This is a genomic window from Cupriavidus sp. OTU4054, assembly GCF_038440175.1.
Classification (GTDB): Bacteria; Pseudomonadota; Gammaproteobacteria; order Burkholderiales; family Burkholderiaceae; genus Cupriavidus; species Cupriavidus pauculus_D.
Genome location: NZ_JASATF010000008.1, coordinates 15,519 through 35,971 on the forward strand (window position 1 = coordinate 15,519; position 20,453 = coordinate 35,971).

22 protein-coding genes and 1 tRNA gene are annotated in these 20,453 nt (G+C 64.9%); 16 read left to right on the plus strand and 7 right to left on the minus strand.

Annotated features, from left to right (window positions below; translation table 11 throughout):
• Nucleotides 1-11: 11 nt before the first annotated feature.
• The 6 genes from AAHB16_RS11720 to AAHB16_RS11745 all read right to left on the minus strand — a co-directional run bounded on the left by AAHB16_RS11720 (nt 12) and on the right by AAHB16_RS11745 (nt 4,727).
• On the minus strand, nt 12-1,085 hold the full coding sequence (locus tag AAHB16_RS11720; RefSeq protein WP_342050951.1) for a UDP-2,3-diacylglucosamine diphosphatase: 1,074 nt from the start codon (nt 1,083-1,085) through the stop codon (nt 12-14).
• A gap of 120 nt (nt 1,086-1,205) precedes the next feature.
• Entirely contained in the window at nt 1,206-2,228 is a 1,023-nt protein-coding gene (locus AAHB16_RS11725) for an esterase/lipase family protein (protein WP_342050952.1), read from the minus strand.
• Nucleotides 2,225-2,770, minus strand: coding sequence for an RDD family protein (locus tag AAHB16_RS11730; protein WP_150372363.1), 546 nt, complete (start codon nt 2,768-2,770; stop codon nt 2,225-2,227). Before AAHB16_RS11730 ends, AAHB16_RS11725 begins: the two co-directional genes overlap by 4 nt.
• Before the next feature lie 66 nt (nt 2,771-2,836).
• Nucleotides 2,837-3,706: a DUF3106 domain-containing protein gene (locus AAHB16_RS11735; protein ID WP_150372362.1), complete on the minus strand. Its 870-nt coding sequence runs from the start codon at nt 3,704-3,706 to the stop codon at nt 2,837-2,839.
• Between the two features lie 2 nt (nt 3,707-3,708).
• Nucleotides 3,709-4,164, minus strand: coding sequence for a DUF3619 family protein (locus AAHB16_RS11740; RefSeq protein ID WP_150372361.1), 456 nt, complete (start codon nt 4,162-4,164; stop codon nt 3,709-3,711).
• The gene (locus tag AAHB16_RS11745) at nt 4,161-4,727 is read right to left on the minus strand and encodes an RNA polymerase sigma factor (RefSeq protein ID WP_150372360.1); all 567 of its coding nucleotides are present in this window, start codon (nt 4,725-4,727) and stop codon (nt 4,161-4,163) included. The genes AAHB16_RS11740 and AAHB16_RS11745 overlap by 4 nt, the downstream gene beginning before the upstream one ends.
• Before the next feature lie 369 nt (nt 4,728-5,096).
• Between AAHB16_RS11745 and AAHB16_RS11750 the strand changes: the two genes are divergently transcribed.
• The 7 genes from AAHB16_RS11750 (at nt 5,097) to AAHB16_RS11780 (ending at nt 12,570) form a co-directional block, all read left to right on the plus strand.
• Nucleotides 5,097-6,860 carry an acetolactate synthase 3 catalytic subunit gene (locus AAHB16_RS11750; protein ID WP_150372359.1) on the plus strand — a complete coding sequence of 588 codons (1,764 nt, stop codon included), beginning with the start codon at nt 5,097-5,099 and terminating at the stop codon, nt 6,858-6,860.
• Nucleotides 6,860-7,351: an acetolactate synthase small subunit gene (ilvN, locus tag AAHB16_RS11755; protein WP_008643328.1), complete on the plus strand. Its 492-nt coding sequence runs from the start codon at nt 6,860-6,862 to the stop codon at nt 7,349-7,351. Before AAHB16_RS11750 ends, ilvN begins: the two co-directional genes overlap by 1 nt.
• 88 nt (nt 7,352-7,439) lie before the next feature.
• Entirely contained in the window at nt 7,440-8,456 is a 1,017-nt protein-coding gene (gene ilvC, locus AAHB16_RS11760) for a ketol-acid reductoisomerase (RefSeq protein WP_109581672.1), read from the plus strand.
• Nucleotides 8,457-8,624: 168 nt separating this feature from the next.
• On the plus strand, nt 8,625-9,278 hold the full coding sequence (locus AAHB16_RS11765) for a phosphatidylserine decarboxylase (RefSeq protein WP_150372358.1): 654 nt from the start codon (nt 8,625-8,627) through the stop codon (nt 9,276-9,278).
• Between the two features lie 24 nt (nt 9,279-9,302).
• Complete coding sequence (gene pssA, locus AAHB16_RS11770; RefSeq protein WP_150372357.1) at nt 9,303-10,202, plus strand: CDP-diacylglycerol--serine O-phosphatidyltransferase; 900 nt, start codon at nt 9,303-9,305, stop codon at nt 10,200-10,202.
• Between the two features lie 47 nt (nt 10,203-10,249).
• Complete coding sequence (lysM, locus tag AAHB16_RS11775) at nt 10,250-10,750, plus strand: peptidoglycan-binding protein LysM (RefSeq protein ID WP_150372356.1); 501 nt, start codon at nt 10,250-10,252, stop codon at nt 10,748-10,750.
• Between the two features lie 278 nt (nt 10,751-11,028).
• Nucleotides 11,029-12,570 (plus strand): 2-isopropylmalate synthase, encoded by a 1,542-nt coding sequence (locus tag AAHB16_RS11780; protein ID WP_150372355.1) that lies wholly within the window; start codon nt 11,029-11,031, stop codon nt 12,568-12,570.
• A 61-nt stretch (nt 12,571-12,631) separates the two neighbouring features.
• On the opposite strand, the gene AAHB16_RS11785 is transcribed toward AAHB16_RS11780, so the two are convergent.
• Nucleotides 12,632-13,171: a hypothetical protein gene (locus AAHB16_RS11785; RefSeq protein WP_342050953.1), complete on the minus strand. Its 540-nt coding sequence runs from the start codon at nt 13,169-13,171 to the stop codon at nt 12,632-12,634.
• A gap of 228 nt (nt 13,172-13,399) precedes the next feature.
• Here AAHB16_RS11785 and rpsO point away from each other — a divergent pair, with 228 nt between their 5' ends.
• The 9 genes from rpsO to AAHB16_RS11830 all read left to right on the plus strand — a co-directional run bounded on the left by rpsO (nt 13,400) and on the right by AAHB16_RS11830 (nt 20,449).
• Nucleotides 13,400-13,669: a 30S ribosomal protein S15 gene (gene rpsO, locus AAHB16_RS11790; protein WP_092138848.1), complete on the plus strand. Its 270-nt coding sequence runs from the start codon at nt 13,400-13,402 to the stop codon at nt 13,667-13,669.
• A gap of 337 nt (nt 13,670-14,006) precedes the next feature.
• Complete coding sequence (gene pnp, locus AAHB16_RS11795) at nt 14,007-16,175, plus strand: polyribonucleotide nucleotidyltransferase (protein ID WP_150372354.1); 2,169 nt, start codon at nt 14,007-14,009, stop codon at nt 16,173-16,175.
• A 92-nt stretch (nt 16,176-16,267) separates the two neighbouring features.
• Nucleotides 16,268-17,272: an NAD(P)H-quinone oxidoreductase gene (locus AAHB16_RS11800; protein ID WP_150372353.1), complete on the plus strand. Its 1,005-nt coding sequence runs from the start codon at nt 16,268-16,270 to the stop codon at nt 17,270-17,272.
• 51 nt (nt 17,273-17,323) lie between these two features.
• Nucleotides 17,324-18,061, plus strand: a complete 738-nt coding sequence (gene tpiA / locus AAHB16_RS11805; protein ID WP_150372352.1) for a triose-phosphate isomerase — start codon at nt 17,324-17,326, stop codon at nt 18,059-18,061.
• Nucleotides 18,062-18,107: 46 nt separating this feature from the next.
• The gene (gene secG / locus AAHB16_RS11810; RefSeq protein ID WP_342050954.1) at nt 18,108-18,482 is read left to right on the plus strand and encodes a preprotein translocase subunit SecG; all 375 of its coding nucleotides are present in this window, start codon (nt 18,108-18,110) and stop codon (nt 18,480-18,482) included.
• A gap of 188 nt (nt 18,483-18,670) precedes the next feature.
• Nucleotides 18,671-18,755 (plus strand) — tRNA-Leu (locus AAHB16_RS11815).
• A 243-nt stretch (nt 18,756-18,998) separates the two neighbouring features.
• Entirely contained in the window at nt 18,999-19,358 is a 360-nt protein-coding gene (locus AAHB16_RS11820; protein WP_109581662.1) for an NADH-quinone oxidoreductase subunit A, read from the plus strand.
• Nucleotides 19,359-19,364: 6 nt separating this feature from the next.
• Nucleotides 19,365-19,847 (plus strand): NuoB/complex I 20 kDa subunit family protein, encoded by a 483-nt coding sequence (locus AAHB16_RS11825; protein WP_020203631.1) that lies wholly within the window; start codon nt 19,365-19,367, stop codon nt 19,845-19,847.
• A 2-nt stretch (nt 19,848-19,849) separates the two neighbouring features.
• Complete coding sequence (locus tag AAHB16_RS11830; protein WP_150372350.1) at nt 19,850-20,449, plus strand: NADH-quinone oxidoreductase subunit C; 600 nt, start codon at nt 19,850-19,852, stop codon at nt 20,447-20,449.
• Nucleotides 20,450-20,453: the final 4 nt, after the last annotated feature.

A 20,453-nucleotide genomic window follows, 5' to 3' on the forward strand; every position in this document is an offset into this window, starting at 1 on the left:
TCGGAAACAATTCAGCCGGCCACGGCGGTGGCGGCGGGGGCGCGACGACGCCGGCCGAGGCGCGAGACCGGCGGCGCGGGGGGATCGAGCAACGTGGTCCAGTAGACGATGCGCAATTCGCCTTCCATCGTTTCGACCAGCGCGGAGAGGCTCTCCACCCAGTCGCCGTCGTTGCAATAGAGCTGGCCGTCGACCTCGCGGATCTCGGCCTTGTGGATATGCCCGCAGACCACGCCGTCGCAGCCGCGGCGGCGCGCTTCCTCGACCATCGCGTGCTCGAACGAGTTGATGTAGCTGACCGCGTTCTTGACCTGATGCTTGAGGTATTGCGAGAGCGACCAGTAGTCGAAGCCGAGCCGCGTGCGGACGCGGTTGAAGTGGCGGTTCACCGCGAGAATCAGCGTGTAGAGCGAGTCGCCCAGATAGGCGAGCCAGCGCGCGTGCTGCACCACGCCGTCGAACAGGTCGCCATGCACGACCCACAGGCGCCGGCCCGTCGCGGTCACGTGGATCGCATCCTCGCGCACGACGATATCGCCGAAGGCCATGCCGTCGAACTGGCGCGCGACTTCATCGTGGTTGCCGGGGACGAAAATGACCTCGGTGCCCTTGCGCGCCTTGCGCAGCAGCTTCTGCACCACGTCGTTGTGGCTCTGTGGCCAGTACCAGCCGCGCTTCAGCTGCCAGCCGTCGATGATGTCGCCCACGAGGTACAACTGGTCCGACTCGTTGTGCTTGAGGAAGTCCAGCAGATACCTGGCCTGGCAGCCGGCGGTGCCGAGGTGGATGTCCGAGATCCAGATCGCGCGGTAGCGATGGGCCGGCGCTTCGCTCGGCCTGGCGGGCGGCTCGTCGGTGGCGTCTCGCTGAGGAGGCACGGCCTGCGCGTGTGACGATGGCGGGGAATGCGGCGCGGCGGGTGAGGTGGGGGAGGTGGGTGAGGTGGGCGGTGGGGCGAAGCCCGGGGCGGGGGGCATGTAGGCCGCAAGGACGGCGGACAGCGGGAGGGTGGCGTCACTCTTGCCGAGCAGGCGCTGCGCGATATGCGACAGTCGCCCGCGCGCGGATCGGATTGCTTGAACCATGTCGGCCCCGGTAGCGGCGATGCGTGCATTGGGCCAGTGGCACATGACCGTACCGTGACGGAAACATGAATGTCACATGAATGTGTGCCGCGATCGGGGCGTCAGTAACGGGATGGCGTGTCAGGGGGTCTCGATCGGGGGCGCGGCGAGCACCGGCGCGCGCGGCGCCTGGGTCAGCACGGCCAGCGCGTCGAGCGTGGCGGCAATGGCGTCCGGGTGCCGCAGCAGCGAGACATGGCCGATGCCCGTCAGCGGCACGTGGCGTGCCCCGTCGAGCCACGAGGTGCCGGCCGGGCCGGCGATGGAATCGTGCCAGCTGAAGATGGACACGATGCGCGCGCGTTGCGCGGTGGTCTCCGCATCCGCGAGCGCGCGCAGCCATGGACTGAGCCAGCGCATCTGGCGCGCATTGCGCCCGCTGCCATGGCGCGCGAGCACGCAGCCATGATGCGGGCTGCCGAGCGTCACGATGCCGCTGCACGGCGCGTCGTTGCCGGTGGTGCGCATCGCATGCACCTGTGCCGCGCGCGCGGCCAGGCCGCCCATGCTGTGGCAGACAAGCAGCGGCGACCTGCCCGTGCGCGTGGCGATCTCGCGCATGCGCGCGAGCAGTGGCGGCGCGTAGTCGTCGATATCGCCGAGCACGGGCTCGAGGTCGATCGTCTCGCAGCGATAGCCGTGTGCCGCGAGGTGGGGTGCCATATCGAGCCACACCGCGTGGTTGCAGCCATAGCCATGCACAAGCAGTACGGTGGGCGCATCGCGGCCCGGGTGCGTATCGGCGGCGCGGGGGACCGTGAGCCGCGAGCGGAACGGCTGCAGCCAGTTGAACATGCGGAAGACGACGATGCATTCGCTGGCGTAGCAGCGGAGGGCCTGCGCGATGCCGAGCGGTGCCGCGCGGATATTCTCGGGGAGCAGCGCGACGCGATCGCGCCGCGGCAGGCCGACGCCATGGAGCGTGACGAAGAAGGCCAGCGCGACCGATGCGCAGAACACGGCAAGGACGATGACGATGCCCGTGGCGAGTGCGACCGTCCAGGGCCAGGCGGCGAACGACGCGAGCGCCCACGCGATGCCGGCTGCCGCGGTGGTTTGCACCGCGACGGCCACGCGGCGCAGGGAGGCTGCCGTCAGGCTCATTTGCCCTGAGCGGTGCGGGGCGGCCGCAGGTCGATCAGGCGGGTGCCGGCCAGCCGGTCGTGCAGGAACTGCCGTCGCGGATCGAGCCACGCGAGCATGACCCAGATCAGCAGGCCGCCCGCGAGCACGCCCACGAACGGGCCCTTGACGAGCCCGAGCGCATGCCCGACGGCCGCCGCGGGCGGCAGCCAGAGCCACGCAAGCAGAAACCGCAGGATCGCGCGCGGCCACCGCACGGGGCCGCCGTCGGCGGTCTCCAGGCGAATCCGCCAGGTCTGCATGGCGAGCGTCTGTCCCTTGCGCTGCCAGAACCAAGAGAAGTACAGCCCGAGGACGAGAAAGCTCCAGACCTGCGCCACGTACATGTTCTCGGCCCCGATCGGCCGCAGCAGCGGGCGGGCAAATACGTAGACCGCGGTGGACGCCATGAGCACGCCGAACAGCAGCACGCCTTCATAGACCATGCAGGTCAGCCGCCGCCGCAGCGTGGGCGCGCGGACGGGCTCGGAGGTGGGGACGTAGGCGGTAGTGGTGGCGGACATGGCGCGCGGCCGGAAATCCTGAAACGGCCATTATGCCAAAGCCGCCGCTTGGCGAGGCGCTGCGTTTCAGCGATTCTCGCTGGGCGCCGTAATCGGAAAGTCAGTGGACGCTTCGCCGGTGACCGGCGGGGCGAGCGGTGCTGCCGCGGCCGGTTGCGGCGAGACCGCGGAGGCCGGCGAGGCCGCCACCGGTGCCGACGCGGCGGCCACGGGCGCCGCAGCCGATGCCGCGGGTGCCGACGCGGCACCCGTCGCGACCGCGGGCGCCGAAGCGGCTGCTACCGCCGCGGCCGGCGCGGCAGGCGCGCTTGCGGCGGTTTTCTCGCTCGCATGCTGCGAATGCGGACCATGCGACGGCAGCGTCGGCAGCTTCTTGCCCGAGGGCAGCGCGCTTACCGCGCCCGGACGCTTCGGCACCTTGTCCGCGGCGGCGAGGCTCTTCTTCTGCTCTTCCGGCAACTGCTGGTAAGTCTTCCACGCCTCGGCCTTCGCCTCGGGCGTCAGCGACCGCGTGATCTGGTAGTTCTCGCGCGCCAGGCGCCGCTGCTGCGGCGTCATCTTGATCCATTCGGCCATGCGGGCCTGCAGTCGCGCCTGTTCCTCGGGCGAATATTTCGGATACAGGTCGGCAATGCGCACCCACTTGTGCCGGTTCAGCTCGGGAATCGAGTTCCAGAGCGGCTCGAGCGGCGCCAGAATGCGCTGGTGCGCGGGCGAGAGCTCGCGCCACGTCGGATGCGCATTGATGACGGGGCCGGGCTGCGGCGCCGAGGCCTGCCCTTGCCCCTGCGCCTGCACCAGCGGCGCGCCAAACAGCGCAATGCCGCCGGCGAGCGCGAGCACGGACAGGCCCAGCCGCGCGGCACGCGGCAGACCCAGCCGGCCTTTCAACGTGTCACGACGGGAGGCGTCAACGAGATCCTGTGCGCGCGCCATCCTCATTGCCCGCGCTTGAGGTACATGTGGAAGCCCTGGTCGGCGTAGGCGGTCGGCGGCAGATCGTCGAGCAGCATCGCGGCGTCCACATCGGCGAGTTCCTCCACGCGCTTCTGCTTCTGCCACTCGTAGATGCCGCTCAGCCCCCCGACGAGCGCGATCAGCAGCCACACGAGCGCGAGCCGGCGCAGCCAGGCGCCCGCGCGGTGCAGCGGCGTATCGTGATCGGGATCGTCGAGGTCGTGATGCACCGACCCATAGGAGGAAGGCATGCCGGCCGCCGCGAATTGCGGCGCCCGTACCGGTGCCTCGGCCTTCTTGCGGGCGACGGCCATCCGCCGCGCGGCGGCTAGCCGCTCGGCGATATCGGCCGGCACCGCATCCGCCGATGCATCGAGCACGGTGCGAATATCGTGGGCCAGGCGGCGTTCGAGTATTTGTTGTTCGTTTCGGCTCATAGTCGGACCCCTCGCGCGCGCAGGGCCTGCGCCAGGGTGTGCGTTGCACGGGAACAGTGCGTCTTCACACTGCCTTCTGAACAACCCATCGCGGCAGCGGTTTCGGCGACATCCATGTCCTCCCAGTAACGCATCAAAAACGCTTCGCGTTGACGCGTCGGCAGTCGCTGGATTTCCTGTTCGATGATCTGCATGACCTGCGCGCGTTCTACCTTGTCCGCGCTGCTTTCCGCAGATTCTGACCCCGCCTGGGCCTCCAGAGTGTCGAGTAAGTCATTATCGTCGCCATCGCGATCGTCGCGCAGCGACGAAAACAGCGTGACCCACGTATTGCGGACCTTCTGGCGGCGGAAATAGTCGTGAACGGTATTCTGCAGAATCCGCTGGAACAGCGGCGGCAGCTCTGCCGCGGACTTGTCGCCGTACTTCTCGGCGAGCTTGATCATCGCGTCCTGCACGATGTCGAGCGCGGCCTCGTCGTCTCGTACCGCAAACACGGCCTGCTTGAAAGCCCGCCGCTCGACGCTGGCGAGAAAATCGGAGAGTTCCTGGTCGGTGGCCATGCAGGCGAATTACGGACGGAAATTGCGGGATGGACGGCGCCAGTGCGTGCTGGAAGTGCCGCATACGTCCTGCGGAATTTCCAAAATGTCTTCGATGCTAGCAAAAAACACGTGACTCTGACCACTGCTGTATTGCATTGCAGACATGACCTTTCGAGACTGCACGGCCAGTTGCGGGCCGGCATGACAAGACCATAGACCGCGCCAGGGCATTGCAGTATCATCTGCGGTTCACACGACATCAGTGGTTGTCTCATTTGGCCGCTTATGAGGCGGTCTTCCATGCAGACGCGCACCGCTTGAACCCGAGCCACAAGCCCGGCAGAGAGCATCCAAACAATTTTTTGCCGAAAATTGCAAAGGACTGAAATGAACATGCCCAGCGCGGAATTTTCCCACGCAGACAGCAATGCCTCCTCCGCACCCGAAATGATCGGCGCGGAAATCCTCGTCCATGCACTTGCCGAAGAAGGCGTCGAGTACGTCTGGGGTTACCCCGGCGGCGCCGTGCTTTACATCTACGACGAGCTTCACAAGCAAACGAAATTCGAGCACATCCTGGTGCGCCACGAGCAGGCTGCCGTTCATGCCGCCGATGGCTATGCACGCGCGACCGGCAAGGTCGGCGTGGCACTGGTGACATCGGGCCCCGGCGTGACGAACGCCGTGACCGGTATCGCCACGGCCTACCTGGACTCGATCCCGCTGGTGGTCATCACCGGCAACGTGCCCACGCACGCGATCGGCCAGGATGCATTCCAGGAGTGCGACACGGTCGGCATCACGCGACCCATCGTCAAGCACAACTTCCTCGTGAAGGACGTGCGCGACCTGGCCGCGACGATCAAGAAGGCCTTCTTTATCGCCTCCACCGGCCGTCCCGGCCCGGTCGTGGTCGATATCCCGAAGGACGTGTCGCGCAACGCCTGCCGCTTCGAGTATCCGAAGACCATCGACATGCGGTCGTACAACCCGGTGAACAAGGGTCACTCGGGTCAGATCCGCAAGGCCGTGGCGCTGCTGCAGCAGGCCGAGCGTCCGTATATCTATACGGGCGGCGGCGTCGTGCTGGCCAACGCCAGCGACGAGCTGCGCCAGCTGGCCGCGGTCACCGGCCATCCGGTCACCAACACGCTGATGGGCCTGGGCGCGTTCCCGGGCACGAGCAAGCAGTTCCTGGGCATGCTCGGCATGCACGGCACGTATGAAGCCAATATGGCCATGCAGAACTGCGACGTGCTGATCGCGATCGGCGCGCGCTTCGACGACCGTGTGATCGGCAACCCGTCGCACTTCACCTCGCAGGCGCGCAAGATCATCCATATCGATATCGACCCGTCGTCGATCTCGAAGCGCGTGAAGGTGGATATCCCCATCGTCGGCAACGTCAAGGACGTGCTGCAGGAGCTCATCGCCCAGCTGCAGGCCAGCGACGTCAAGCCCAAACGCGAGGCGCTGGCCAAGTGGTGGGACCAGATCGAGCAATGGCGTTCGGTGGACTGCCTCAAGTACGACCGCAGCTCCGAGATCATCAAGCCGCAGTACGTGGTCGAGAAGATCTGGGAACTGACCAAGGGCGATGCGTACGTCTGCTCCGACGTCGGCCAGCACCAGATGTGGGCCGCGCAGTTCTACAAGTTCGACGAACCGCGCCGCTGGATCAACTCGGGCGGCCTCGGCACCATGGGTGTCGGCCTGCCGTACGCGATGGGCATCAAGAAGGCGTTCCCGGACAAGGAAGTCGTCACCATCACCGGTGAAGGCTCGATCCAGATGTGCATCCAGGAACTGTCGACGTGCAAGCAGTACAACACGCCCGTCAAGATCTGCTCGCTCAATAACGGCTATCTGGGCATGGTGCGCCAGTGGCAGGAAATCGAGTACGACAACCGTTACTCGCACTCGTACATGGACGCGCTGCCCGACTTCGTCAAGCTCGCCGAGTCGTATGGCCATATCGGCATGCGCGTGGAGCGTGCGTCCGACGTCGAGCCCGCCCTGCGCGAGGCATTCCGCCTGAAGGACCGCACCGTGTTCCTGGACTTCCAGACCGACCCCACCGAGAACGTGTGGCCGATGGTCCAGGCCGGCAAGGGAATCTCCGAAATGCTGCTCGGCTCGGAGGACCTGTAATGCGACACATCATTTCCGTCCTGCTGGAAAACGAACCCGGCGCGCTCTCGCGCGTGGTGGGGCTGTTCTCCGCGCGCGGTTACAACATCGAGACGCTGACGGTGGCACCGACCGAGGATGCTTCGCTGTCACGGATGACCATCGTGACCACGGGTTCGGATGACGTGATCGAACAGATCACGAAGCATCTGAACCGCCTGGTCGAGGTGGTCAAGGTTGTGGACCTGACCGAAGGCGCGCACATCGAGCGCGAGCTGATGCTCGTGAAAGTGCGCGCGGTCGGCAAGGAACGCGAAGAGATGAAGCGCACCGCGGACATTTTCCGCGGCCGCATCATCGATGTGACCGAGAAAACGTACACCATCGAACTGACCGGCAACGGCGGCAAGCTGGACGCGTTTCTCGACGCGATCGACCGTACGGCGATCCTGGAAACCGTTCGTACGGGCGGCTCCGGTATTGGACGTGGCGAGCGCATCCTGAAGGTCTGACCGGCGCCCCCGGCAGCGGCGGTCCCGGTCCAGACGGGGCGGGACGCCACCCCCTATATCCCAGATCAAAGCAATTGAAGGAATCATCATGAAAGTGTTTTACGACAAGGACGCGGACCTCTCCCTGATCAAGGGCAAGAACGTCACCATCATCGGCTACGGCTCGCAAGGCCACGCCCACGCACAGAACCTGAAGGATTCGGGCGTGAACGTGACGGTGGGTCTGCGCAAGAGCGGCGCGTCGTGGAACAAGGCCGTCAATGCCGGCCTGCAGACCAAGGAAGTGGCCGAGGCCGTGAAGGGCGCGGACGTGGTCATGATCCTGCTGCCGGACGAGCAGATCGCCGACGTGTACAAGAACGAAGTGCACGACAACATCAAGGAAGGCGCCGCGCTGGCCTTCGCGCACGGCTTCAACGTGCACTACGGCGCCGTGATCCCGCGCGCCGACCTCGACGTGATCATGATCGCGCCGAAGGCACCGGGCCACACCGTGCGTTCGACGTACGCGCAAGGCGGCGGCGTGCCCCACCTGATCGCCGTGCATCAGAACAAGTCGGGCGCGGCACGCGATATCGCGCTGTCGTACGCCACCGCCAACGGCGGCGGCCGTGCCGGCATCATCGAGACGAACTTCCGCGAAGAAACCGAAACCGACCTGTTCGGCGAGCAGGCCGTGCTGTGCGGCGGTACCGTCGAGCTGATCAAGGCTGGCTTCGAGACGCTGGTGGAAGCCGGCTACGCGCCGGAAATGGCGTACTTCGAGTGCCTGCACGAACTGAAGCTGATCGTCGACCTGATCTATGAAGGCGGCATCGCCAACATGAACTACTCGATCTCGAACAACGCCGAGTACGGCGAGTACGTCACGGGCCCGCGCGTCGTGACCGAAGAGACCAAGAAGGCCATGAAGCAGTGCCTGACGGACATCCAGACCGGCGAATACGCAAAGAGCTTCCTGCTCGAGAACAAGGCCGGCGCTCCGACCCTGATCTCGCGCCGCCGCCTGACGGCCGAGCACCAGATCGAAGAAGTGGGTGCGAAGCTGCGCGCGATGATGCCGTGGATCGCCAAGAACAAGCTGGTCGATCAGTCGAAGAACTAAGACGCAGCCGCAAGGCAGCGTGGCCGCGCGACAGGGCGGCCACCTTGCCCCGCAGCCGCCCACCGTACCGCCCAGCCGCGCCGTCCAAGACGGCCGGTGCGATTTTGGCGGTGCCTGGGCGGCTTTTTGTTATCCTGTCGCCGTGAATGAACTTCTGACCAAATTTGCATGAACTATCCTCATCCGCTGATCGCCCGTGAAGGCTGGCCGTTCCTGGCCGGCGCATTCGTCATCTCGCTGCTGGTTCACGTCAGCGCGGGCTTCTGGTGGGCGCTGCCGCTGTGGATCATCACGCTGTTCGTGCTGCAGTTCTTCCGCGATCCGCCGCGCCCGATTCCCTCGGCGGCGAACGCGATCCTCGCGCCGGCCGATGGCCGCATCGTCGTGGTCGAGAAGACGCAGGACCCGTACGCGGGCCGCGAAGCGCTCAAGATCAGCGTGTTCATGAACGTGTTCAACGTGCACTCGAACCGTTCCTCGCTCGACGGCAAGGTCGAGAAGCTCGAATACTTCCCCGGCAAGTTCGTCAACGCGGACCTCGACAAGGCATCCGTGGAGAACGAGCGCAACGCGCTGGTGATCCGCCGCGCCGGCGACGGCCAGATCGTCACGCTCGTGCAGGTGGCGGGTCTGGTGGCGCGCCGTATCCTGTGCTACACCAAGGTGGGTGACACGCTCTCGCGCGGCCAGCGCTACGGCTTTATCCGCTTTGGCTCGCGCGTCGACGTGTACCTGCCGGTGGATGCGCGCCCGCGCGTGACGATCGGCGAGAAGGTCTCGGCCTCGTCCACGGTGCTCGCCGAGCTCGACGAACTGAAATAAGCCACCCCGGGACAGGAGACTGGCATGGGTGCCTTCAATCGCCGCAACAAGCGGGCGAACAATGGCAACGTGACGCATCTGCGTCCGTTCCGCCATAACCAGCTGCGCAACGACAGCGCATACGACAACGGTTTCGACGACGCCGAGGAGCACGACGACGTCGAGTACGTGCGTCCGCGGCCGCGCCGGCGCGGCATCTACCTGCTGCCCAACGCGTTCACCACGGCGGCGCTGTTCGCGGGCTTCTTCGCGATCGTGCAGGCGATGAACATGCGCTTCGACGCCGCGGCCATCGCGATCTTCGCGGCCATGGTGCTGGACGGCATGGACGGGCGCGTCGCGCGCATCACGAACACGCAGAGTGCGTTCGGCGAGCAGTACGACTCGCTGTCCGACATGACGTCGTTCGGCGTGGCCCCCGCGCTGGTGATGTACGAATGGATCCTGCACGACCTCGGCAAGTGGGGCTGGATCGCGGCGTTCGTGTATTGCACGTGCGCGGCGCTGCGGCTCGCGCGCTTCAACGCGAATATCGGCGTGGTCGACAAGCGCTTCTTCCAGGGCATGCCGAGCCCGGCCGCGGCCGCGCTGGTCGCGGGCTTCGTCTGGCTCGTGATCGACAACAAGCTGCCCGTGAAGGAACTGTGGATGCCGTGGGTGGCGTTTGCCCTGACGCTCTACGCGGGCCTGTCGATGGTATCCAACGCGCCGTTCTACAGCGGCAAGGCGCTCGACGTACGCTACCGCGTGCCGTTCGGCATGATGGTGCTGGTGCTCGTGCTGTTCGTCGTCGTATCGACGGATCCGCCCGTGGCGCTGTTCGGACTGTTCGTGGCCTATGCGATCTCTGGCTACGTGTTGTGGGCCTGGCGTGCGTTGCACGGCCAGCCCGGCGGCGTGCGAAAGAACAGCGCGCCGCACTGAGTTTAGGTCGCAACTTCATTCACTTTCATTGCTGTAGGGAGGACGTCATGGGCATGTTCGACTTCATCAGGGAAGCAGGAGAGAAGCTGTTCGGCAAGGGCGAGGCCAAGGCGGCGCAGGATGCCGCCAAAGCCGATGCGTCCACCGAGAAGGTCGAGGCGGCCAATCGTGCCGCCGGCGACGCGATCGAGGCGTACATCAAGCAGATGGGGCTCGACGCGACGGGCCTGACTGTCACGGTGGACGGCTCGCAGGGCAAGGTCACCGTGTTCGGTGTGGCGGCCGACCAGGCCACGCGCGAGAAGATCATTCTCTGCTGCGGCAATGTCGAGGGTGTGGATCAGGTGGAGGACAAGATGTCCGTGAGTACCGCGTCCACCGAATCGCAATGGCACACCGTGGTGAAGGGCGACACGCTGTGGGCGATTTCGCAGGCGGCCTATGGCAACGGGGCCGAGTACAACCGGATCTTCGAGGCGAACAAGCCGATGCTGACGCACCCGGACAAGATTTATCCGGGGCAGAAGCTGCGGATTCCGCCGAAATGAGCGGGAAACGCTGAGTTGCACGGATAAAGCAAACCGGCTATAGTCGCCAACATGATTTCGCTGCAATCCCTCCTCGCGATTACCCTACTGGGCGGCCTACTAGGCAACCGAGCCGGGACGCGCGCGCGCTGAGGGAAGACGGAAACCCAATTTCCAGCGCGAAATCCACAAGGATTCTTTCACGCCCCGGCCTGCATCGATTGCACGCCGGGGCGTTTTGCATTTGACCTCCGGCACCCGGACCGGCACACACATAAAAGTCTCAGGAGCTCCACAAAATGTCTGACAAACTCATCATTTTCGATACGACCTTGCGCGATGGCGAACAATCGCCGGGCGCCTCGATGACGCGCGAGGAGAAGATCCGCATCGCGCGCCAGCTGGAGCGCCTGAAGGTCGATGTGATCGAGGCCGGTTTTGCCGCGAGCTCCAATGGCGATTTCGAGGCGATTCGCTCGATCGCGCAGGTGGTCAAGGATTCGACGATCTGCTCGCTGGCCCGCGCCAACGACAAGGACATCGCGCGCGCGGCCGAGGCGCTGAAGCCCGCGAACTCGTTCCGTATCCATACGTTCATCGCGACCTCCGCGCTGCATATGGAAAAGAAGCTGCGCATGACGCCGGACCAGGTGTACGAGCAGGCGCGCCTGGCGGTGCGTTTCGCGCGCCAGTTCACCGACGATATCGAGTTCTCGCCCGAAGACGGCAGCCGTTCGGACATGGACTTCCTGTGCCGCGTGCTCGAAGGCGTGATTGCCGAGGGCGCGACCACCATCAACCTGCCCGACACGGTCGGCTATGCGGTGCCGGAAGGCTACGCGGGCCTGATCCGCTCGGTGCGCGAGCGCATTCCGAACTCGGACAAGGCCGTGTGGTCCGTGCACTGCCATAACGACCTCGGCATGGCCGTGGCGAATTCGCTGGCCGCGGTCAAGCTCGGCGGCGCGCGCCAGATCGAATGCACGATCAACGGCCTGGGCGAGCGTGCGGGCAACACGAGCCTCGAGGAAGTGGTCATGGCCGTGAAGACGCGCCGCGACTACTTCGACATGGACGTCGGCATCGATACCACGCAGATCGTGCCCGCCTCCAAGCTCGTGTCGCAGATCACGGGCTTCGTGGTGCAGCCGAACAAGGCCGTGGTCGGCGCGAACGCGTTCGCGCACGCGTCGGGCATCCATCAGGATGGCGTGCTCAAGGCGCGCGACACGTACGAGATCATGCGCGCGGAAGACGTGGGCTGGACCGCCAACAAGATCGTGCTGGGCAAGCTGTCGGGCCGCAACGCATTCAAGCAGCGCCTGCAGGAACTCGGCATCGAGCTCGAGAGCGAGACCGAGGTCAATGCGGCGTTCGCGCGCTTCAAGGAGCTCGCCGACCAGAAGGCCGAGATCTTCGATGAGGACATCGAAGCCATCGTCTCGGGCGAAGCGAGCGACGCGGCCAACGACCACTACCGCTTTATCTCGCTGTCGCAGCGTTCGGAAACGGGCGAGCGTCCGCATGCGCGCGTCGTGTTCAGCATGGACGGCCACGAGCACACGGGCGAGGGCGATGGCAACGGTCCCGTCGATGCGACGCTGCATGCGATCGAGGGCAAGGTGTCGAGCGGCGCCGAGCTCGTGCTGTATTCGGTGAACGCGATCACCACCGGCACGCAGGCGCAGGGCGAAGTGACCGTGCGCCTCTCGAAGGGCGGTCGCATCGTCAACGGCGTGGGGACCGATCCCGATATCGTCGCCGCGTCGGCCAAGGCCTATCTGGCCGCGCTGAACAAGTTGCACGACAAGGCCGTGCAGAAGATCAATCCGCAGATCTGATCACGGATCCCTGCGTCATCCCGCCACGCGCTCACGAGGCGCGTGCGCGGGATGTTTTCGTTTACCGCTCGGGGCGGTCGCGCAGCGGGTCGGGCGTGATCTGCGTCTGGCGCAGCACGCCGGCGTCGTCGAAGTAGAAGTTGAACATCGAGTACCACATCCGGTCCTGGAAGAAGCGATAGGTCCAGACCTCGCGCTTCATGATCGGAAAGTACTGATTGGGCTCGCGCGGCGCGCCATAGTGCTCGAGCACGTCCTGTTTGGTCCAGACGTTGACCTGTGCCTTGTAGAGCTCTTCCGTGGTCAGCATGTTGCGGAAGTCGGCAAGGTTGCCGTTGCGGTCGAACGTGGCCGCGTAGGCGTCCTCGCCGAGCGGCTGCGTGGAGTAGATCCAGCGCGTGGTGCCGTCCTTGAGCTGGAACATGTCGGTCGGCTGGCCGAATGTGGCGCGCACGGCGGCTTCCGGCTGGCCGATCAGTTTCTGGCCGGTCTGGACCGGGGCGAGGGCTGCGCAGCCGGTGATCGCCACCGTGGCGGCGACGAGCGCGGCGCCGGCCGCGAAGCGGCGCGCGCGGTGCAGGAGAGTCGTGAGATGCGTCATGGCGGAAGCAAGCGGGGTGGCCCGGAGGCGGATACAGAGAGTGTAGTCGTTTGGAGCGGCTTGGGGGCCACACGGCGGCGCCCGGACCGCCAGTTTCGCCATGCGTGGGAATTCGGCTATAATGCGCGGCTATCGTTTGCCGGCTTGCCGGTGGCGATGGAGCTGGCACGACGCCGGCGGCGCATTCCGCGCTGCGGTGTTCGCAAGTGAAACGTAAAGGAAATCATCATGGCAGTTGCCGATATCAACAAGTCCGAAGTCATCAAGCAGTTCGCGCGCGGCACGAACGACACGGGTAGCCCCGAAGTTCAGGTGGCCCTGCTGACCACCCGCATCAACGAACTGACCCCGCACTTCAAGGCCAACATGAAGGATCACCACAGCCGCCGCGGTCTGCTGCGCATGGTGAGCCGTCGTCGCCGCCTGCTGGACTACCTCAAGGCCAGCGATGCGGACCGCTATCGCGCCCTGATCGAAAAGCTGGGTCTGCGCAAGTAAGGTCGCAAGCCAGGTCCTCGATGCCTGCGTCAGCGCTGCTGAGGCAGGCATTTTGCTTTTCTGGTGGCTATTCCCCGTTGCACCATGGCGTGTAACGGAGTAAGTTGTTTTGCTCTTTAGCTCCGAGACACCGGAGCCGGATCCAAGGAACCGGGGCCTTGTGTCATTCCATCGTGCGCATCGACATCAACCCAGTGGTGGGTGGCCCGATGGAATGGCATAGCACTTCCCTGCGACTGCGGCCGGCGTCAATCCGGCAGTACGCCTGCGGCTGCGAACGCAGGCGCGGCGCGCCCATGCATGAGCATGGCGCGTCAGCATGAATCAAGGAACGCTCATGACCATGTTCAACAAGATCGTCAAGGAATTCCAGTGGGGCCAGCATACGGTCCGCATGGAAACCGGCGAAATCGCCCGCCAGGCTGGCGGCGCCGTGATCGTCGATGTGGAAGACACCGTGGTGCTGGCTACCGTGGTCGCGGCCAAGAGCCCGAAGCCCGGCCAGGACTTCTTCCCGTTGACCGTCGATTACATCGAGAAGACCTATGCGGCCGGCAAGATCCCCGGCGGCTTCTTCAAGCGTGAAGGCCGTCCGTCGGAAAACGAGACGCTGACCTCGCGCCTGATCGACCGTCCGCTGCGTCCGCTGTTCCCGGAAGGCTTCTACAACGACGTCCAGGTGGTGATCCACGTGGTGTCGATCAACCCCGAAGTGCCGGCCGACATCCCGGCGCTGATCGGTGCCTCGGCCGCGCTGGCCGTGTCGGGCATTCCGTTCAACGGCCCCGTGGGCGCCGCGCGCGTGGGCTACAAGGATGGCCAGTACCTGCTGAACCCGACCCGCTCGCAAATCGCCTCGTCGTCGCTGGACCTCGTGGTCGCCGGTACCGAGCGCGCCGTGCTGATGGTGGAATCGGAAGCGCAGCAGCTGTCGGAAGACGTGATGCTGGGCGCCGTGGTGTACGGCCACGAGCAGATGCAGATCGCGATCAATGCGATTCACGAGCTCGTGCGCGAGGGCGGCAAGCCCGAGTGGGACTGGGCACCGGCCGCGAAGAACGAGCCGCTGATCGCCAAGGTCAGCGAGATCGCGCTGCCGCTGCTGCAGGAAGCCTATCAGCTGCGCCAGAAGTCGGCCCGCAGCCAGAAGCTGAAGGAAGTGTTCGCCGCGGTGGACGCCAAGCTGGCCGAAGCCGGTGTGGAAGCCGAGAAGGTGGAAGTCGGCAACATCCTGTTCGACCTCGAAGCGAAGATCGTGCGTGGCCAGATCCTGGCCGGCGAGCCGCGTATCGACGGCCGCGACACGCGCACCGTGCGCCCGATCGAGATCCGTTCGTCGGTGCTGCCGCGCGCCCACGGCTCCGCGCTGTTCACGCGTGGTGAAACGCAGGCACTCGTGGTGGCCACGCTGGGCACCAAGAGCGACGAGCAGATCATCGACGCGCTGGCCGGCGAGTACCGCGACCGCTTCATGCTCCACTACAACATGCCGCCGTTCGCCACGGGCGAAACCGGTCGCGTGGGCAGCCCCAAGCGCCGCGAAATCGGTCACGGCCGTCTGGCCAAGCGCGCACTGATCCCCGTGCTGCCGGCTGACGACGAATTCGCGTACACGATCCGTCTGGTGTCGGAAATCACCGAGTCCAACGGTTCGTCGTCGATGGCTTCGGTCTGCGGCGGCTGCCTCGCGCTGATGGATGCGGGCGTTCCCGTCAAGGCGCACGTCGCCGGCGTGGCCATGGGCCTGATTCTCGAAGGCAACAAGTTCGCCGTGCTGACCGACATCCTCGGCGACGAGGATCACCTCGGCGACATGGACTTCAAGGTGGCCGGTACCGATTCGGGTATCACCGCGCTGCAGATGGACATCAAGGTCCAGGGCATCACCAAGGAGATCATGCAGGTTGCGCTGGCGCAGGCCCGCGAAGGCCGCATGACCATCCTGGGCGCCATGCAGGGTGCCATGGGCCATGCGCGCACCGAGCTGTCGGAGCACGCACCGCGCATGATCACGATGAAGATCCATCCGGACAAGATCCGCGAAGTGATCGGCAAGGGCGGCTCGACCATCCAGGCGCTGACCAAGGAAACGGGCACGACCATCGACATCCAGGAAGACGGCACGATCACGATCGCCTCGACCTCGACCGATGGCATGGCGGAAGCCAAGCGCCGCATCGAGGGCATCACCGCGGAAGCCGAAGTGGGCAAGATCTACGCCGGTACCGTGCTGAAGCTGCTGGACTTCGGTGCCATCGTGAACATCCTGCCGGGCAAGGACGGTCTGCTGCATATCTCCGAGATCGTCAACGAGCGCGTGAAGGACATCAAGGACTGGCTGAAGGAAGGCCAGCACGTTCGCGTGAAGCTGATCCAGGCCGACGAGAAGGGTCGTCTGCGCCTGTCGCTGAAGGCGGCGCTGGCGGAAGAGGGCGGCAGCATCAGCCCGATCGTGCCGAGCGGTACTTCGGACGCGCCGGATACGTCTGGCAACAATCAGCAGTAATCAGTAGCAGCAGGAATAAGAAGCGGCTGGCAATGTCCAGCCGCTTTTTTTGTTTACACTCCCGGACAACAAAATCGAGAGGAGTCCTCCAGATGAAAGCCATCGAGATCCGTGAATACGGCGCACCCGACGTCCTGCAGCTGACCGAGCGTCCCGATCCCGTCGCCAAGGCCGGCGAGATCCTGATTCGCGTGGCCGCCGCGGGCGTCAATCGTCCCGACGTGTTCCAGCGCACGGGCAACTATCCGGTGCCGCCGGGCGCGTCCGATCTGCCCGGGCTCGAAGTGGCGGGCGTCATCGTGGGTGGCGATCTCTCGCACGCGGCCAATCGTTTCGGCCTCAAGGTCGGCGACCGCGTCTGCGCGCTGGTGCAGGGCGGCGGCTACGCGGAACTGTGCACCGCGCCGATCGAGCAATGCCTGCCGGTGCCGGCCGGGCTCAGCGATATCGAGGCGGCGGGCCTGCCCGAGACGTTCTTCACGGTGTGGAGCAACGTGTTCGATCGCGGCCAGCTGGGCAAGGGCCCGCGCGGCGCGCAGGAAACGCTGCTGATCCAGGGCGGGTCCAGCGGGATCGGCACGACTGCGATCCAGATCGCGAAGGCGATGGGCTTCCGGGTGTTCGTCACGGCGGGCAGCGACGACAAGTGCAAGGCCTGCGAGGCGCTCGGCGCCGATCGCGCGATCAACTACAAGACGCAGGACTTCGCGGCCGAGGTCAAGGCGCTGACCGAAGGCAAGGGTGTGGACGTGATCCTCGACATGGTCGCGGGTTCGTACCTCGCGCGCGAACTGTCGTGCATCGCCGACGACGGCCGCATCGTGATCATCGCGCTGCTCGGCGGCGGCAAGGCCGAGATTCCGCTCTCCGACGTACTGCGCCGTCGCATCACGATCACCGGTTCCACGCTGCGTCCGCGTCCGCCCGCGTTCAAGGGGGCGATTGCCGACGCGCTCCACCAGCACGTATGGCCGCTGCTCGCGTCGGGCAAGATCAAGCCCGTGATCCACAAGGTGTTCCCCGCCGCGCAGGCCGCGGATGCGCACCGCCTCATGGAATCGAGCGAGCACGTGGGCAAGATCATGCTCACGTGGTAAATGGCCGGGGCGCGCGCTACAATAGCGGGTTTTTGATCGAGAGGGGACCCCGTGAGACAAAAGCTGGTCATCGGTAACTGGAAGATGCACGGCAGCCTCGCCGCCAACGCGGCACTGCTGGACGGTATCAAGGCGGCACCGGCCCGGGCGCGTCTCGCGGTGTGCGCACCGTTCCCGTATCTGGCACAGTGCCAGGCCACGCTGGCCGGCACGGCGATCGGATGGGGTGCCCAGGACGTGTCCGCGGAAGTGCGCGGGGCGTTCACCGGTGAAGTGGCCGCGCCGATGCTCGCGGAATTCGGTTGCGCCTACGTGCTCGTGGGTCACTCGGAGCGCCGCTCCTATCATGGCGAAACCGATGCGACCGTCGCGACCAAGGCGCTGCGCGCGCTGGAGTCGGGGCTCACTCCCGTGGTCTGCGTGGGCGAGACGCTCGCGCAGCGCGAGGCGGGCGAGACGGAAACCGTGGTGGGGCGTCAGCTGGCCGCCGTGGTGGAGGCGCTCTCTATCGAGCAGCTGGGTCGGATCGTGCTGGCCTATGAGCCCGTCTGGGCCATCGGTACCGGCAAGACCGCGACGAGCGAGCAGGCACAGGCCGTGCACGCGTATCTGCGCAAGCAGGTGGCGGCGGCTTCGGCCGATGTGGCCGCGCGGATGCAGATTCTGTACGGCGGCAGCGTGAAGCCCGATAATGCGGCCGAACTGTTTTCGATGTCCGATATCGACGGAGGCCTGATTGGTGGCGCTTCGTTGAAGGCGGAAGATTTCTTGGCGATCGGCAACGCCTGAGTGCCGAACGCATGGATGGATCAGGCAAGCGAACGAATGTAATCACATGGCAATCTTCAAGACATTGTTAGTACTGGTGCAGGTCCTGTCGGCACTCGGCGTGATCGGCCTGGTGCTGCTGCAGCATGGCAAGGGCGCGGACGTCGGTGCGGCGTTCGGCTCGGGCGCCTCGGGCAGTCTGTTCGGGGCCACGGGCTCCGCGAACTTCCTGTCGCGTACCACCGCGGTGCTGGCGTCGCTGTTTTTCGTCTGCACGCTGGGTCTGACGCTGCTTGGCAACTACAAGCCGCAGACCTCGCTGGGCGTGATGGGCGCGAGCCAGGCACCGGTTGCAAGCGCGCCGGCCGCATCGGCCTCCGCACCTGCCGCAGCGGCTTCGGACGCATCGTCCGTGCCCGCCGCACCTGCTGTTCCGAAATAATTGGCCTGCTCTTTCGAAGATTCCTGATTAAATTTGCAGTTGTGCATTGAACAAATCAGGAAACTTGGGATAGAATGCAAGGCTTGAAACGATTCCCCAGCGACGGGAACCAGGCAAGAGAAAAACGCTCTTGCATGGGAACCGGAGGGTGTAAAAACCCGGCGCCAGGCAATATTGTTTCTCCCCCAGCCGACGTGGTGAAATTGGTAGACACGCTATCTTGAGGGGGTAGTGGCGAAAGCTGTGCGAGTTCGAGTCTCGCCGTCGGCACCAAACAACTTGATCGGAGTCCTCGAAGTGGAAGCAGGGCGCCGGGTACGTTAAGAACGTTTTCTGGACAGTCATTCTTCAGGAATGGCTTCAAGAAACGTAGTATCCGGACCGATAATCCACAGAGGGCTCCGGCAGTCCGCAAGGCGGCGCCGTAATTTCGTACGGAATGGCGCTTGGGGTGGGCAACAGGACGCCGCTTCAGCTGGTGCTGTTGACAACATTCCAGATAAGGCTGGCCGTACCTTGACTCTCGAAGCCTACTTCCCCGTCCTCATCTTCATCCTCTTTGGTGTCGTGCTCGGTTTGGCACTGATGTCCATCGGTCGGATACTCGGTCCCAACAAGCCTGATCCCGCGAAGCTGTCGCCATACGAGTGCGGCTTCGAAGCATTCGAGGATGCGCGCATGAAGTTCGACGTGCGCTACTACCTCATCGCCATCCTGTTCATCCTGTTCGATCTCGAAACGGCTTTCCTGTTTCCGTGGGGCGTTGCCCTCAAGGACATCGGCTGGCCCGGGTTCTTCGCGATGGGCGTGTTTCTGCTGGAATTCATCGTGGGCTTCGTCTACATCTGGAAAAAGGGCGCGCTCGATTGGGAGTGATGTGAAATGGCAATCGAAGGCGTTCTCAACGAAGGCTTTGTCACGACGACCGCTGACAAGCTGATCAACTGGACCCGCACGGGCTCGCTGTGGCCGATGACGTTTGGCCTGGCCTGCTGTGCCGTGGAAATGATGCATGCCGGCGCCGCGCGCTATGACCTCGACCGTTTCGGCGTGGTCTTCCGCCCGTCGCCCCGACAATCGGACGTGATGATCGTCGCCGGCACGCTGTGCAACAAGATGGCGCCCGCGCTGCGCAAGGTCTACGACCAGATGGCCGAGCCGCGCTGGGTGATCTCGATGGGCTCGTGCGCCAATGGCGGCGGCTACTACCACTACTCGTATTCGGTAGTGCGTGGTTGTGACCGCATCGTGCCGGTCGATATCTACGTTCCGGGCTGCCCGCCGACGGCGGAAGCGCTGATTTACGGCGTGATCCAGCTCCAGAACAAGATTCGCCGCACCAACACCATCGCGCGCAAGGGCTGACAATGGCGACGCTCGACACTCTGAAGGCCGCGCTCGAGAAGGTTCTCGGCAAGCGCGTGCAATCGCTGACCGAAACCCTCGGCGAACTGACGCTGATCGTGAAGGCCGCCGATTATCTCGAAACCGCCCAGCTGCTGCGCGACGATCCGTCGCTGCGCTTCGAACAGCTGATCGACCTCGCCGGCGTGGATTATTCCGATTACGCCGAAGGCACGTGGGATGGCCCCCGTTTCGCCGCGGTCTCGCACCTGCTGTCCGTGACGCACAACTGGCGTCTGCGCGTGCGCGTGTTCGCGCCCGACGACGACCTGCCCGTGCTGGCGTCGGTGATCGACGTGTGGAACTCGGTGAACTGGTTCGAACGCGAAGCGTTCGACTTCTACGGCATCGTGTTCGAAGGGCATCCGGACCTGCGTCGCCTGCTGACCGACTACGGTTTCGTCGGCCACCCGTTCCGCAAGGATTTCCCGGTTTCCGGCTACGTCGAGATGCGCTACGACCCGGAGCAGAAGCGGGTCATCTACCAGCCGGTGACGATCGAGCCGCGCGAAATCACGCCACGCGTGATTCGCGAGGAAAACTACGGCGGCACGCAGCACTAAGAGC